This is a genomic window from Methanobacterium sp. BRmetb2 (assembly GCA_003491285.1).
Classification (GTDB): Archaea; Methanobacteriota; Methanobacteria; order Methanobacteriales; family Methanobacteriaceae; genus UBA117.
Window position 1 is genome coordinate 754,854 of record CP022705.1, and the last position, 14,298, is coordinate 769,151.

Genomic DNA, 14,298 nt, shown 5'->3' on the forward strand with positions numbered 1-14,298 from the left:
AATTTTAATAATGATGTGATAAATTCATGAATCCTGAATCACTTGAAATCATAGGAACCGCACACGTATCAAAAAAGAGCGTGGAACAAGTTCGACAGGCTATACTGGAGAAAAAACCGGATGTTGTAGCCGTAGAACTCTGTGCAAATCGTTATAATAATCTGATGAATGAAAAGTACGGTAACAAAGAAGAAGAGAAAAAAAGTATTCCCCTAAGGGAAATGATGAAAGGAGATAAATTAACGCTGTTATTGGTCAGTGGATTTTTATCCTATATCCAACGCAAAATTGGTGATGAAGTAGGTGTTAAACCTGGCTCTGAAATGTTAGTGGCTATAGAAGCAGCTGAAGAAGTAGGTGCCCGGGTTGCTCTTATCGACCGGGATATCACCATAACGCTAAGACGGGCTTTAAACCAGATGAGTTTTTTTGAAAAATTAAAATTTGTATATGGCATTATTGCTTCCTTTTTCAGTAAAGATGATGAATTAGAGAACATTGACAGTATAACTGAGGGAGATACATTAAACGAAGTAATGGAATACTTTCAAGAAATATCACCCGGTGCTTATGATGTCCTGGTTACAGAAAGAGATGCTTATATGGCTAAAATGCTTTTAGGAATTCAGGAAGAAGAGGTAATCGCCGTGGTAGGGGCTGGGCACAAACAGGGAATCACTAAACATTTGAAAAATCCAGATGAAATTCCCCCACTCTACAGCCTTCTGAGCCTTAAAAAATCAAAAATTCCCTTAGGAAAACTAATAGTGTACTCCATTCCAGTTATATTTATTGGAATATTTATTATTGCCTTGATTAACGGGATAAACATTCAAGGCAATTTAATACAATTTATAGTATTAACTGGAGGACTTTCCTTTCTTGGATCTATAATAACTGGTTCCAAGATTTACTCCGCCCTAACTGCTTTTGCGGTAGCACCAGTAACTTCTATTCATCCCCTACTTGCTGCCGGATGGTTTGCCGGAATAGTAGAGGCTAAACTGAGAAAAGTAAACTCTGAAGATTTTAATGATATAAGCAAGTGCAATAGTTTCAGAGACTTGATGAAAAATAATCTATTTAGGGTTTTACTGGTAGTTGTAGGAGCAAACATTGGCTGTACCATAGGAACCTTAATATCCATACCTAACGTTATTTTTCCACTTTTTAGTAAAATAATTGGAGGATAATTAACCTTTAAATTAAATTTATATTGCCAAAACCATTAATTAGTGAATTGAAATATATTATTGGTAATAACTATATTATATCATAAAATGAGGAATTTTATGTATTTGGTTTTTAGGTGCGATTGTGGACGAGCTATGTACTCAAAAGAAGGAGTTGCTCGTAAAAAGTGTGTTTGTGGAAAAACGATCACTTTAAAAAGCCGTAGGATAATAAAAAAGGCAGATGATTTTAAAACAGCTTCTGAACTTGTTCGAGAATTGCAAGAAGAAAAGTACGGTGGTTTGAAGTTTACTACAGCTGATAAGATATGAGATAAATAAGATATATGATAAGATATGAAATTTGTTACAATATTACATAATGATCATTCTAAACCATTTAGTAGATAATATCAATTAAACCATGAAATTTGAATGTATTAAAATATTAAAAAAGACAAAAACTAAAAAATCTAGATTTAGGTTTTTATGATATCTGATATCTATAATATCACCAAAAAAGGTGAAAGAAAAAATATTGAATTTAAAAAAAAGCTTACTAGAGATTACCATCTCCTTGAAGACAGAAAACAACGCCTAGCCTCACAAATGAAATACCGGATGGAAAGGGGAAATGGAGAAGCCGTGTATTTTATAGGTGTTGATGATGATGGAGAACTTGTTGGCTTAGAACCTGAGAAATTTAAGGAATCTTTATTTGTTTTAAAAGAAATTGCCAGGGAAATAAATGCTGAATTTCAAAAAATAGAAGAATATTCAGTGAACAAGGGAACAATTGCCAGGGTTTTTATTGGTAAAAAACCAGGCACCAACAAAGAACATATACTGATTGGTGTGGCTGGGCACGTTGACCATGGTAAAAGCACACTTCTTGGAACTTTAACCACAGGTCAATTGGATGATGGATCAGGTAAAACCCGCATATTTTTGGACGTTCAGAAACATGAAATAGAACGAGGTTTATCAGCTGATCTCTCTTTTGCTATTTATGGCTTTATAAATGATAAACCAGTCCATGTGACAAATCCATTAGATAAAAAAGAAAAATCAAAGTTGGTTGAAAAATCTGACCGATTCATTTCATTTGTTGATACTGTAGGACATGAACCATGGCTCAGAACAACCATAAGAGGCATAGTAGGACAAAAATTAAACTATGGACTGTTGACTATCGCTGCTGATCAGGGCCATACACATATAACCAAAGAACATCTGGGAATAATACTGGCAATGGACTTGCCAGTGATAATAACCATCACTAAAATTGATCTGGTAAACCCTGAAAGAATAAAAGCTGTGAAAGAAAAAATATTCGAAATTCTAAAACTGGTGGGCCGCATCCCATATAGCGTTGAATCTGAAGAAAATGCAGAATTCATAGCAGCAAACATGAATCAACATCTAGTTCCAGTGATAATGATCTCCGCTGTTACTGGTGATGGATTAAATCTTCTCAATAAACTATTTTTGAATTTAAAAAGTCCTGTTAAGGAAAAAAATCTCGATAAAGCATTTATGATATACATCGACAAGATTTATTCTGTTGTTGGGGTGGGAACCGTGGTAAGCGGAACTATAAGACAGGGAAAAGTTGAAAAAGGGGATAAATTACTTTTAGGACCTACTAATTCTGGAAAATTTATAGAAGTTACTGTAAAATCTATTGAGATGCATCATTATAAAATCGGATGTGCAGAGACTGGAGATGTTGTTGGGATATCAATAAAAGGTGTTAATATTGGGGATATCCGAAGAGGCATGATTTTATGTGACTTAAATTATGATGCAAATTCTGTAAGAGAATTTGAGGCCGATGTTGCAATATTAGTTCATCCTACAGCCATTAAAAAAGGTTATGAAAGTGTAACTCATATTGAAACCATTTCCGAAACAACTATCCTTGAACCGGTTGACAATAAATATTTATCGGCAGGAGATAGTGGTGCTGTGTTAATGAGATTCAAATACAGACCTTATTGTATTAAAGAAGGTCAAAAATTAATATTCCGTGAAGGAAGAAGTAAAGGCATTGGGACTGTCAAGAAAATAGTTAAATAAATTCATTCTTTAAAGTCCATCGTTTTATAATTAATATTCATCCTTAATTTCTTTCATCATTATGCATGCTTTGCATGTGGTTGATGATGATGGTTCACCACAATAAACGCATTCAAAAAGTTGGATGTCCGGTTTTTTAAATCTAAATGATTTTTTAAAAGATTCCAGTATGGCAAACTTTGTTCCTGGTTTTTTAGATTCAGCCTCATTCAGGAAATTTTTGATTTTCGATCTTAGAGACCTTGAAGAATATGGACATTCAGCAAAATGGACGTCTACATCATTTAGAACTGCCCACATACCTACTTCCTTCTCGGGAATATTCCAAAGGGGTTTTATTCGTGGAATTAACCTCGGATGGATTGAATCCAGTTTAGGTCCGAACTTGTAAAACTTAATAAGATCGGCACGGGCAAAACTCATTAAAAAGGATTGGATCTCATCATCAAGATTATGTCCTGTGGCAATTTTAACTGCACCCTCTTCATAGGCGGTTTTGTTCAATAAATATCTTCTAAAAACACCGCAAGGAATACATGCACTTTTATAATTTGTGGAAATATCATCCAGACTAAAATCAAATTCATCTTTAAAGGATCTAAGTATAAATTTCACATCTAAATTCTCAGCATGCTTTCGAGCAGCCATGATTCCACTTTCACGATAACCAGCAATACCTTCATCTATAGATATGGCGAAAATTTCAAAATCAAGTTCTTTTTGAAGCATGTGAAGCATGTGCAAAGTTAAAATACTATCTTTACCACCAGATACTGCTATGGCAATCTTATCTCCAGATTCTATTAATTTGTATTGTTTAGCCGTGCTACGTACAATATTCTCAATTTTCTGATTAAAAATTTCTGGATCCATAGACTAACCTTGACAAATGTGCATTAAATTGGGTTAAGAACAGTAATACTAGTTATTATACTATTTAATGTTTAATAAAAAAATTTTGCTTAAAAATTATATAATAATTTAAACATATATAAAAAACATGATATCTGCTGAAATTACCATAATCCCTATTGGAACTGGTAAAACCAGTTTAAGCGATTATGTTGCTGCTGCAGTAGCTGCTCTAGATAAAAATGGAGTGCCATACAAGGTAAGTGGAATGGGAACTATAATCGAAAGCAATGATCTTGAAGAAGTTTTGGATGCCGTTAAAGTAGCCCATGAAGCCGTATTCTTTAAAGGAACAGATAGAGTTGCTACCAGTATTATAATCGATGATAGGAGAGATGTGGAAAAAAGTATAAAAGAAAAAGTAAGTTCTGTGAGAGAAAAATTGGAAAAATAAGATTATAACTTCTTAATTAAGAATGTTATAACTAAAAATATAGTGAATATTAAAATAACATATCCACTACTCTTTCATTATCTTTTTAAATAGTTAAAAATGTGCAAAAATTATAATATTGTTTTTGATGCATTTTTAAGAGTTTGAACTATCTTTTCCAGATCTATTTTTGTTAAGCTGGGATGAACTGGGATTGAAATTACTTCTCCTGCAGCATTTTCTGCTTCTGGACAATGGGCTTTGAACCCTAATTTCTGGTACAACTCCTGTTTATAGATTGGTTTAGGATAATGAATACCGGTACCAATGCCATTATCATTTAAGAATTTTATCATTGCATTCCTTTTTGTTTTATTCACTCTTATTGTATATTGATGGAAAACGTGCTTTACACCTTTCTGTACATGAGGTGGTATGATCCCATTCATCGATTTTATATTCTCGGTAAAGTATTCAGCATTTTTAATTCTCTTATTGTTAAATTCATTTAATTTTTTAAGTTGCATAATACCTATTGCTGCAGCAATATCTGTCATTCTGAAGTTATACCCCAAAGTTACGTGTTCATATCGGTTGCTTTCACCATGAGCCCTTATTGTTCTTGAATTTTCAGCTAAATCCTCATTTTGAGTGGTGATCATGCCCCCCTCACTGGTGGTCATGTTTTTGGTTGGATAAAAGCTGAAACATGCCATGTCCCCTAAGGAACCTGCCATTTTACCTTTATACATTGCGCCGTGTGCTTGTGCTGCATCTTCAATAACCAATAGATCATAGCTTTTTGCTATTTTAGATATGGGTTCCATGTCTGCTGGCTGTCCATAAAGGTGTACGGGCATTATTGCCTTTGTATTATCAGTAATTGCATCTTCAATTTTCTCAGGATCAATATTATACATTTCGGGATTAATATCCACGAATACTGGTTGGGCTCCAGTATATAAAACAGAGTTAGCTGTTGCAGCAAAAGTAAAAGGAGTGGTTATGACTTCATCACCTTGACCAATACCTGCACTTAAAAGAGCAACATGTAAGGCTGTTGTTCCAGAACTAGTGGCAACTGCATATTCTGTATTAACAAATTCTGCAAAGTTTTCCTCAAATTCTGCGACTTTAGGACCTTGTGCAATGAATCCTGATTTTAAAACCTTTATTACTTCATTTATTTCCTCGTCATCTATGATTGGATTAGCAATGGGTATCACAAAATATCACCTGATAAATAATAATATGTAACTTGAAAAAAGTTTTTAATAAACTAACATATATTCCTTTAGTACTTATAATAGATTTTTATAATCTTTAAAAAAATATTCCATATCATTTTTAAATTCTAATAAGTTTACTTAAGGGAAAAAATATGCAAAATAAGACCATAAAAGAAGGGCAGGTTTCAATAAAAATACCTGACTTTGAAAAAGTATCTTCTAAGGCACCAGTATTCTACAACCCAGTAATGGAACTTAACCGAGACCTTTCAGTCATTGCTTTAAATCACTATCAAAAAGTGTTAGGAAATCCACTTAATATATGCGATGCTTTTGGGGGTAGTGGAATACGGGGAATTAGGTACTCTAAGGAAGTTAATAGCCATAAAATAGTTACTAATGATGTAAATCCCCGGGCCGTTGATTTTGCACATGAAAATGTTGATTTAAATAAAGTATATAATGTTACAGTTTGCCAGGAAGATGCCAATTTACTGCTTAGAAAATGTAAAGGCATATTTGACGTGGTGGATATTGATCCTTTTGGTACTCCTTCTTATTTTATTGAATCTGCAGCAATTTCACTTAAATCGGGAGGATTACTATGTGTGAGTGCTACTGATACTTCGTCTCTGTGTGGAACCTATAAAAATCCCTGCATCAGAAAATATTCTTCAAAACCATTGAAAACTGAATATTGTCACGAAATTGGTATAAGAATTCTGGCAGGTTTTATTGCTCGGGTTTTTGCCAAATATAAAAAAAGTATAGATATCAAGTTTTCCCACAGTACCGAACATTACATGAGAATGTATATTACTATTGATAAAGGTGCAGAAATAACTGATCAATCACTTAAAGAGGTGGGTTTCATTTTACATTGTGATAAATGCCTTAATAGGGAGTTGGCGAAGGGATTCGCCCCATTTATTCCATCAGAATGTCCTGTCTGCGGAAGTAAATATGGTGTTGCAGGACCTTTATGGTGTGATAAAATATTTAATTCTGATTTTATTACAGGTATGCTAAATATAACAGCAGACATAGTTATTAATAAAAGAAGAGAAGCATGCAAACTCCTGAATAGATGTAATGATGAATCTATGGGACCTCCAACATTTTTTGATCTTCACCAGATCAGTAAAAAATTAAAAATTAGCGCCCCTCCGCTGGATAAAGTATTAAATGAACTTATAAAAGAAGGATATTTTGCATCCAGAACCCATTTCAAGCCCACCGGAATTAGGACTGATGCTTCCATTGAAATTTTGGATAAGATTGTTTTAGGTATTTAAATAACTGAAAAATATTTTACTAAATTTCTTCAATTTAATTAAAAGTAGATGAAGTTGACTTTTTTTAAGTAAATCCACCCTTAAAATCCTGCTGATACTTGAGTTAATTTAAAGATTTTTGACTTACTCTTATTATTGCCTTTTGTATCTCTTCAAAATCTTTTATTTCTGGATCAACAAAGGTCAATAGGTAGTAACGATCTTTATATCTTATGGCAGGTAATTTAATATAATTTCTTTCTTCAACGAATTTAATGAAAGGTTCTTGTCGGGAAACATTTCCAGGGTTTCTTCCATCTGTGGATATAAATATTATTAACTGGGGATTCTTTTTCTTGATGTAATCTAAAGTGGCCACCCCATTTTTTGCAATAAATCTATCATTTAAACCAACCATGTCTATATGGTTCCACTTTGAAAAATAAGGCAGGGATCCTGCATCCATACTGGCGAAGGTCAAATTATCAGATGAGAATGTTTCCAATTCTGTTCCAAGAGCAATATAAGATACTGGAAACCTCTGTGAACATTGATGTAAATATAAATAATCCTGCGAAAACCCGAGATTAGACAATAAAACCAGAAATACCACAATAAAACCAGAAATTTTAGCATATTTTCTCAATTTTTCCTTAATAACTAAATTGCCCATTTCATTAATGAGAACTGCCAACAATATCGCTGTTAAAATGTAAATCAACACAAAAGAAGGATAATAAAATCGTTGAGCAAAATTCATGTAAAGAGAAGAAAAAGGGTAGAGTATATTTGCAGATATTACCATGGTAAAAATTGTGATTAACAGTACCTTTAATTTAAAATATTGACCTTCTTTATCACGCCCTAACTTTTCGAGTTTAGCAGTTAGCGTAATTAATATTAGTATTAAAAATGGTGCCAAATATTTGACTGCTTCACTTAAATAGTATAGTCCATCAAATACGCTTCCATGAGTTACTGTCTTTACATAGAAGGGTAGTGGTAAAAAATCATGGAAATAAAGTAACCTGAAAAGCATATAAATCCCTAAAGGTAAAATATAAACCAGTAAAACCGGTGAAAAGAACTTTATTTTATCTTTTAAATCATATTCAGTTTTATGAACAGTTAATATGTAAATCAAAAATATTAATGCAAATGAAAACAATATACTTTCCGGCCTTAAAAGGCTGGATATAAGGGCGAATAGAGAAAATATCCATATATACTGCTTTTTTGAAGTTACAATAAATTTATAAACAAAAAAAGTAACACACAACATTATAAAAGCGTAGAACATGGTTTCTAATCCTGATACTGTGTGTATTGCTGTAGCAGGATTAATTAATAAGAATACTGTCCCTATAATAAAGGCCGTTACTTTCAAATTAGCAGGCAATAGATCTTTACAAATTTTCCAGTAGATAAAAACAATTCCCACCAGAGAGATCATTCCTAAAAATTTAGTGGCTATTACCGGATCAAAATTCAATTTTAACAATATAACTACCATTACAACCCATAAAAAGTTACTATATCCTTCAGTAGGTAGTTCACCAATATTCCAAACTATTCCATGGCCTTCAGCAAAGTTAAGAGCATATCTAAAAGAAATAAAAGCATCATCAACAGTGAAATGCCATATATAACATAATAGTGCCATAAAAGCTACAATAATTACTAAAAAAATAATGGCATATGAATAGTTTGAATTCTGGTTTTTAAACAAGTTTATTCCTCGAAAAATTCTATATAACTGCTATGACTTCTTTTTATAATTTAATTTATTCCTAAAATAGAAATTTAATTTATTTTAAAAAAGGAATAAAAAATTTTATTCATAGTTTAACAAGTTATTTACATAATAATATTGAAGTTCCGAAGCATGTTGAAGTTCATAGTTCCTATATGGTGAGTTAAGGTATGGAAATATTGATCCTTTGATTATGTAGTAATAGGTAGCGATTCTGCCACATTCTTTCCATGATAAATGAACATATAATGGGAATCCACAACCTGGATTCAGTATAGGACTGTTTCTTTTAACAGTTCCATGCCAAACCATGGGTATGGGACCTTCCTGTCCATTTTCTTCGGCTAACTTGTAGATATGATTCATAGCCTCATCATAAGTATCAAATTCTATTCCATCTGCCCGGTATCTATATCGATCCTCAGGTATTCCAAATAGGAAAGTACTTAAAACATCTGTAAAATCTATTCCTGTAGTGGTCATGTCTGCCTTAGTATCTAAAAATCCTAATTGCAATATAGTAACATTTCCTTCTTTATAATGACTGTATCCAGAACCTCCCGCCATATGCACCACCAAAGCACATTTTGATCCTCTTTGTTCTGCATAGCTTGCTAAAAGTTCAGAATGAGGATGGCCAGGATACATGTCCGGGTTGGCCAATTTAACAAAAGCTAACCTTCCTACTGGTTCTACTTTACTATTCATGCTTGATACGTAAATAAAACCTCCGAGAATTAGAATTATTATTAAAAATATGCCTATCTTTTTCATTAATTCACCTATTAAGTATAAATACCTGATAAAATTATCTTAAAATTTGATTTTTTTGAATATTAGAAATATACTAAAAATATTTTTGCTTATCTTAGATGGGTTACATCAATCAGATTAATGTGTAGTCTACACACTTCTGATTATTAAATCTTTAGTTTTTTGGACTGTTCAAGTTATGGAGTATTGATATTATTTCTCTTTTTTGTGTCCATTTTTTGATTTTTCTCTATAAATAGTTGAGTATTCCTTGTTCAACTTTATATCTCCTTTAGATTTGTTCTGGCTCAGTTTGTTCTAGTAATTTGTTACTGGGTAAATATTCGCTGTGTTTTATGATCTATCCTGTGGTGTTGGGGCCTCCAGATGTCAAAGAATTAAGTAAATAGCTGCCAATTAGAACCTTATAAAAAAAAGAAAATGTAAATTATTTAAAAAAAGAAGGAATAACTATTTATTCATAGTTTAACAAGTTGTTCACATAATAATACTGGATTTGAGAAGCATGCTGCAACTCATAGTTTGCATATGGTGAGTTAAGGTATGGAAATATTAATCCTTTGATTATGTAATAATATGCAGCAATTCTACCACATTCTTTCCAGCATACTTGAACATATAATGGGAATCCACAACCTGGATTAAAGGAGGGATTACCTTTTTTAACACTTCCATGATAAACCATTGGTATGGGACCTTCCTGTCCATTTTTTTCAGCTAATTTTTGTATATAATCCATAGCCTCATCATAAGTATCAAATTCTCTTCTATCTGCTCGATAATTATATCTATCATCATCAATTCCAAATATAAACGTACTGATAGCATCTGTAAAATCTATTCCTGTAGTGGTCATGTCTGCCTTAGTATCTAAAAATCCTAATTGCAATATAGTAACATTTCCTTCTTTATAATGACTGTATCCAGAACCTCCCGCCATATGCACCACCAAAGCACATTTTGATCCTCTTTGTTCTGCATAGCTTGCTAAAAGTTCAGAATGAGGATGGCCAGGGTACAGGTCTGGGTTGGCTAATTTAACAAAAACCAGTCTCCCCAATGGTTCTACTCTACTATTCATGCTGGATACGTAAATAAAACCTCCGAGAATTAGAATTATTATTAAAAATATGCCTATCTTTTTCATTAATTCACCTATTAGGTAGTATATTGAATAAAATTATCTTAAAATTTGATTTTTAATTTATTAGAAATGTTTTATTTAAATGTTTTTACAATATCCTGAATATTTTACAAGTATTTTTTAAAATATTATTTTTACAGATCTTAAAGTGGTAATTTTATGAACCAAACAAACTATGTGTAGTCCGCACACTTTTGATTATTAAATCTCTAGTTTTTTTGGATAAAATGATTTATATCTGTTTAAATTCATAAAATTAATTGGCTTATGCCAATAATATTAAAAAAATAATGGAGGATAATAAAATGGATATTGGTGAAATTGTATCTGATGCCATAAAATATCCATCTTCTGAATGGAAGAATGTGATAATACTGATAGTTTTGTTTATTATTTTTTGGGCACTTAATGCAGTAACCAGTATAATTGGTTTTGTAGTAGTACCATTTATTGCAGGTTATATATTTAGAATTATTAAATGGTCCCTCGCCGGTGCAGAGGAACTTCCAGAATTCGATGAATGGGTTGATCTATTTATCGATGGACTTAAGGTTTGTATAACATATATAGTTTATATGATTCCTGCTATCATAATACTGGCCTTAACCATGGGCACAATGATGTTTCAGTTAATCGCAATGTCCCAAACTGGAATGATCACACCAATGACATCATTTGATGTAGGGCTTTATATGATAGGTATAGTTCTAACCTTCCTTTACGGGCTCATAATAGGAATACCTCTCTTCTTAATGGGTACAGCGAACATGGCTTACTACGATGGTAGCTTAGGCGCAGCCTTCAATTTCAGCGAATTATTGGATAAAATTTCTACTATAGGCTATATTGACTTCATAATATGGTATGTGGTTATGATTGTAATTGGATTTGTGGCCGCGTTTATAGGTGGAATTACAATAATAGGATGGGTAGTGACACTACCTTATTACTACATGTTCTTTGGTAGATCTCTGGCACTTTTTTTCCTATCTGAATAATTTATAAACATTCCCCTCTTTTCTTTTTTAATAATTGCATTTTATATAACTAGAACAACAAAAAATGGAAAAAATAGAATTAAAAAAAACTAAAATAATTAATATTTACTCTTCTTCAATAATTTCGTATATTCTAACATTTTTAGGAGTTACACCGGGTCTTTCATCGGTCATGTAATTAAAATAACTTATTAAATGGACGTTATACTCCAAATATCCTTTAATAAGATCGTTTAAGCTTTTATTTCGCTCTCCAAGTATCAATATTATCCACCATTGAATAAAAACGCATATTCCTGCAATAATACTGTATACAAATAGGACTATAGCAACAGGAATCATGTAAAATATTCTTACAAATAATTCTAATCTACTAGCTTTTTCTTCATATTCAAATAATTCTTTTAATTCAAAATCATCATCCATGTTATTAACCTCCTTTATTCTTATCTGAAAATATTAATATTTAAATATTCCTAAAGAAATTCTAAAAGTTGTTAATCAAAATATTATGGGCTTATAGTACTGTAAAATTATATAAAATCAACTTAAATTCTTAAAATTTGTTTCAAAATAAAATAAATGCCACTATATTTTAAAAAATAATGAAAAATGTTTTATAATATAAATTTTCTTTCAAAAAATCTCATAAGTACTATCCCTTTTTTTTAAATGGTTAAAAATCCTGAAAAAATAGAAAACAGGTAGGTTTATTTACCCACCAATTTTAAACCTGTAATCTCAGCAATATCTAAGCTTAAAGCTCTTAAATCTTCTGGAGAGAACTTACGTATATCATCGTGTCCAGCAAGCTGAGCCAACATTTTTGTTTCTTCTGTCATGGATTTAATGTAGTTTGCAACTCTCATTGCAGCTAAATCCACATCTAACCTCTTTCGAAGATCCGGATCCTGTGTTGCAACTCCTACTGGACATTTTCCAGTGTAACACATACGACAGGCCTGACATCCCATGGCAATCATGGCGCCCGTTCCAATATAAGCCGCATCAGCCCCCATAGCCATGGCTTTGGCCACATCAGCTCCGCTTCTAATACCACCAGTGATTATGAGATCTAATTCATCCTTCATGCCTGAATCTTCAAGGGCGTTAACTGCCTGGACCAGTGAAGGAAGTGTAGGTATACCAGTATGTTCAATTACTACCTCTGGAGCTGCTCCAGTTCCACCTTCCATCCCATCCACAGATATTACATCGGCTCCTGCCTCACCAGCTATAATTACATCATCATAAACTCTTCCCGGCCCTAATTTTACAATTATGGGAAGTTTCCAGTCTGTCACTTCTCTTAATAATTCGATGTGCTTGGCCAGATCCCCCTCTTTCGTGGCATCTAAAAATCTTGCCGGGCTTAAAGCATCTGTTCCTTCTGGTATGCCTCTGATTTTTGCCACTTCAGGGCTTACTTTTTCAGCTAACAGATGCCCACCCATACCGGGTTTAGCACCTTGACCAATCTTTACTTCAATACAATCAGCACCATTTAAGTAGCTGGTGGAAACTCCGAACCTGCCTGAAGAATATTGGACAATTAAATTTTCTGCAAACTCTCGTTCTTCAGGTAACATTCCACCTTCACCAGTATTGGCGCATGAACCAACCAGTGATGTACCTTTAGCCATTGCTAATTTACATTCTTTACTTAAAGCACCGAAAGACATACCTGCAATAAGTATTGGTGATTCAAGAACCAGTGGTACTTCAGCAAATCGGGTACCCAATACCACTTTTGTATTACATGCCTCCCTATACTTGTCAACAGGAGCAATTGATGCTTGTGCAGGTAAAATTATTATATCATCAAAATTAGGTAAACGCCTTTCAGTACCAAAACCTCTTAAAACATATTTACCTGCCTTTGAAGTATATCTAATATCTGCTATTGTCCTAGGATCCCATATACTTCCGGCTCCAGTAGGTATTAACACTGGACACGCAGCTAAACAGGATCCACATAAAATACATCTATTTTTGTCAATTTTAGGTCGGTTATCCACTATTTCTATTGCATTGGTAGGGCATACAATTTCACAAGTACCACAAAATACACAAAGTCCTTGAGTTGCAGCTTCCAGATCTGTGGCTGGTGAAGCCGGATTTAGGGAAGGAGATGAGTTTGATGTTTTTCCATTCACTTCAAATCCTCTCTGAAGACCTGTGGCGAATTCTTTTACATTAACAGCCTCTAAACAACCTTGTTCACATGCATCCACACATACTGGTTTTCCCCCATTTGATTCTGCACATTGCTGATCACATTTTAGCATTCCTTGTTCTGTGTAAGTAATACTTCCAATTGGACACATCAACATGCACAATTTACATCCCGCACATTCATCTTGATTTATTTTTACGATACCGTTTTCACGGTATATTGCATCTTTAAAACATCCACGTGCACATGCAGGATCGATACATTGTTGACATACAACAGTTTGATAACCCTTAGTCATTTTATGTAAAAATAAAGCACTCTCACCATTTATACTGGCACAAGCCTCTGCACATTCGTTACATCCATCACATTTTTCTGGATTAGTTAAAAGAATCTGATTCATTTTATCACCTT

At 33.0% G+C, this 14,298-nt stretch carries 13 protein-coding genes; 6 read left to right on the forward strand and 7 right to left on the reverse strand.

Features of this window, described 5'->3' with window-relative positions; all coding sequences use genetic code 11:
• Window positions 1–26 precede the first annotated feature (26 nt).
• From CIT01_03725 to CIT01_03735, 3 genes are all read left to right on the forward strand, one after another.
• Window positions 27–1,193 (forward strand): conjugal transfer protein TraB, encoded by a 1,167-nt coding sequence (locus CIT01_03725; GenBank protein AXV37371.1) that lies wholly within the window; start codon window positions 27–29, stop codon window positions 1,191–1,193.
• 99 nt (window positions 1,194–1,292) lie between these two features.
• Window positions 1,293–1,505 (forward strand): hypothetical protein, encoded by a 213-nt coding sequence (locus CIT01_03730; protein AXV37372.1) that lies wholly within the window; start codon window positions 1,293–1,295, stop codon window positions 1,503–1,505.
• 156 nt (window positions 1,506–1,661) lie between these two features.
• Entirely contained in the window at window positions 1,662–3,251 is a 1,590-nt protein-coding gene (locus CIT01_03735) for a GTP-binding protein (protein AXV37373.1), read from the forward strand.
• Window positions 3,252–3,281: 30 nt separating this feature from the next.
• Here CIT01_03735 and CIT01_03740 read toward each other — a convergent pair whose 3' ends face one another.
• Window positions 3,282–4,124 carry a TIGR00269 family protein gene (locus tag CIT01_03740; protein AXV37374.1) on the reverse strand — a complete coding sequence of 281 codons (843 nt, stop codon included), beginning with the start codon at window positions 4,122–4,124 and terminating at the stop codon, window positions 3,282–3,284.
• 127 nt (window positions 4,125–4,251) lie between these two features.
• Here CIT01_03740 and CIT01_03745 point away from each other — a divergent pair, with 127 nt between their 5' ends.
• Window positions 4,252–4,557, forward strand: a complete 306-nt coding sequence (locus tag CIT01_03745) for a hypothetical protein (GenBank protein AXV37375.1) — start codon at window positions 4,252–4,254, stop codon at window positions 4,555–4,557.
• 110 nt (window positions 4,558–4,667) lie between these two features.
• Here the strand turns inward: CIT01_03745 and CIT01_03750 are convergent, their stop codons facing one another.
• Window positions 4,668–5,762, reverse strand: coding sequence for an aminotransferase DegT (locus CIT01_03750; protein ID AXV37376.1), 1,095 nt, complete (start codon window positions 5,760–5,762; stop codon window positions 4,668–4,670).
• A gap of 155 nt (window positions 5,763–5,917) precedes the next feature.
• Between CIT01_03750 and CIT01_03755 the strand changes: the two genes are divergently transcribed.
• Window positions 5,918–7,060 (forward strand): tRNA (guanine(10)-N(2))-dimethyltransferase, encoded by a 1,143-nt coding sequence (locus tag CIT01_03755; GenBank protein ID AXV37377.1) that lies wholly within the window; start codon window positions 5,918–5,920, stop codon window positions 7,058–7,060.
• A 103-nt stretch (window positions 7,061–7,163) separates the two neighbouring features.
• Here CIT01_03755 and CIT01_03760 read toward each other — a convergent pair whose 3' ends face one another.
• From CIT01_03760 to CIT01_03770, 3 genes are all read right to left on the reverse strand, one after another.
• Window positions 7,164–8,768: a hypothetical protein gene (locus CIT01_03760; GenBank protein ID AXV37378.1), complete on the reverse strand. Its 1,605-nt coding sequence runs from the start codon at window positions 8,766–8,768 to the stop codon at window positions 7,164–7,166.
• A gap of 105 nt (window positions 8,769–8,873) precedes the next feature.
• A complete protein-coding gene (locus CIT01_03765; protein ID AXV37379.1) occupies window positions 8,874–9,566 on the reverse strand; it encodes a hypothetical protein in 693 nt (230 codons plus the stop codon).
• Window positions 9,567–10,020: 454 nt separating this feature from the next.
• The gene (locus CIT01_03770; GenBank protein ID AXV37380.1) at window positions 10,021–10,713 is read right to left on the reverse strand and encodes a hypothetical protein; all 693 of its coding nucleotides are present in this window, start codon (window positions 10,711–10,713) and stop codon (window positions 10,021–10,023) included.
• Between the two features lie 302 nt (window positions 10,714–11,015).
• On the opposite strand from CIT01_03770, the gene CIT01_03775 reads away from it, so the two are divergent.
• Window positions 11,016–11,708 carry a hypothetical protein gene (locus CIT01_03775; GenBank protein ID AXV37381.1) on the forward strand — a complete coding sequence of 231 codons (693 nt, stop codon included), beginning with the start codon at window positions 11,016–11,018 and terminating at the stop codon, window positions 11,706–11,708.
• A gap of 105 nt (window positions 11,709–11,813) precedes the next feature.
• Here the strand turns inward: CIT01_03775 and CIT01_03780 are convergent, their stop codons facing one another.
• Together CIT01_03780 and CIT01_03785 are read right to left on the reverse strand one after the other, a co-directional pair.
• A complete protein-coding gene (locus CIT01_03780; GenBank protein ID AXV37382.1) occupies window positions 11,814–12,134 on the reverse strand; it encodes a hypothetical protein in 321 nt (106 codons plus the stop codon).
• A gap of 284 nt (window positions 12,135–12,418) precedes the next feature.
• Window positions 12,419–14,287 (reverse strand): glutamate synthase, encoded by a 1,869-nt coding sequence (locus tag CIT01_03785; GenBank protein AXV37383.1) that lies wholly within the window; start codon window positions 14,285–14,287, stop codon window positions 12,419–12,421.
• Between the last annotated feature and the right edge of the window lie 11 nt (window positions 14,288–14,298).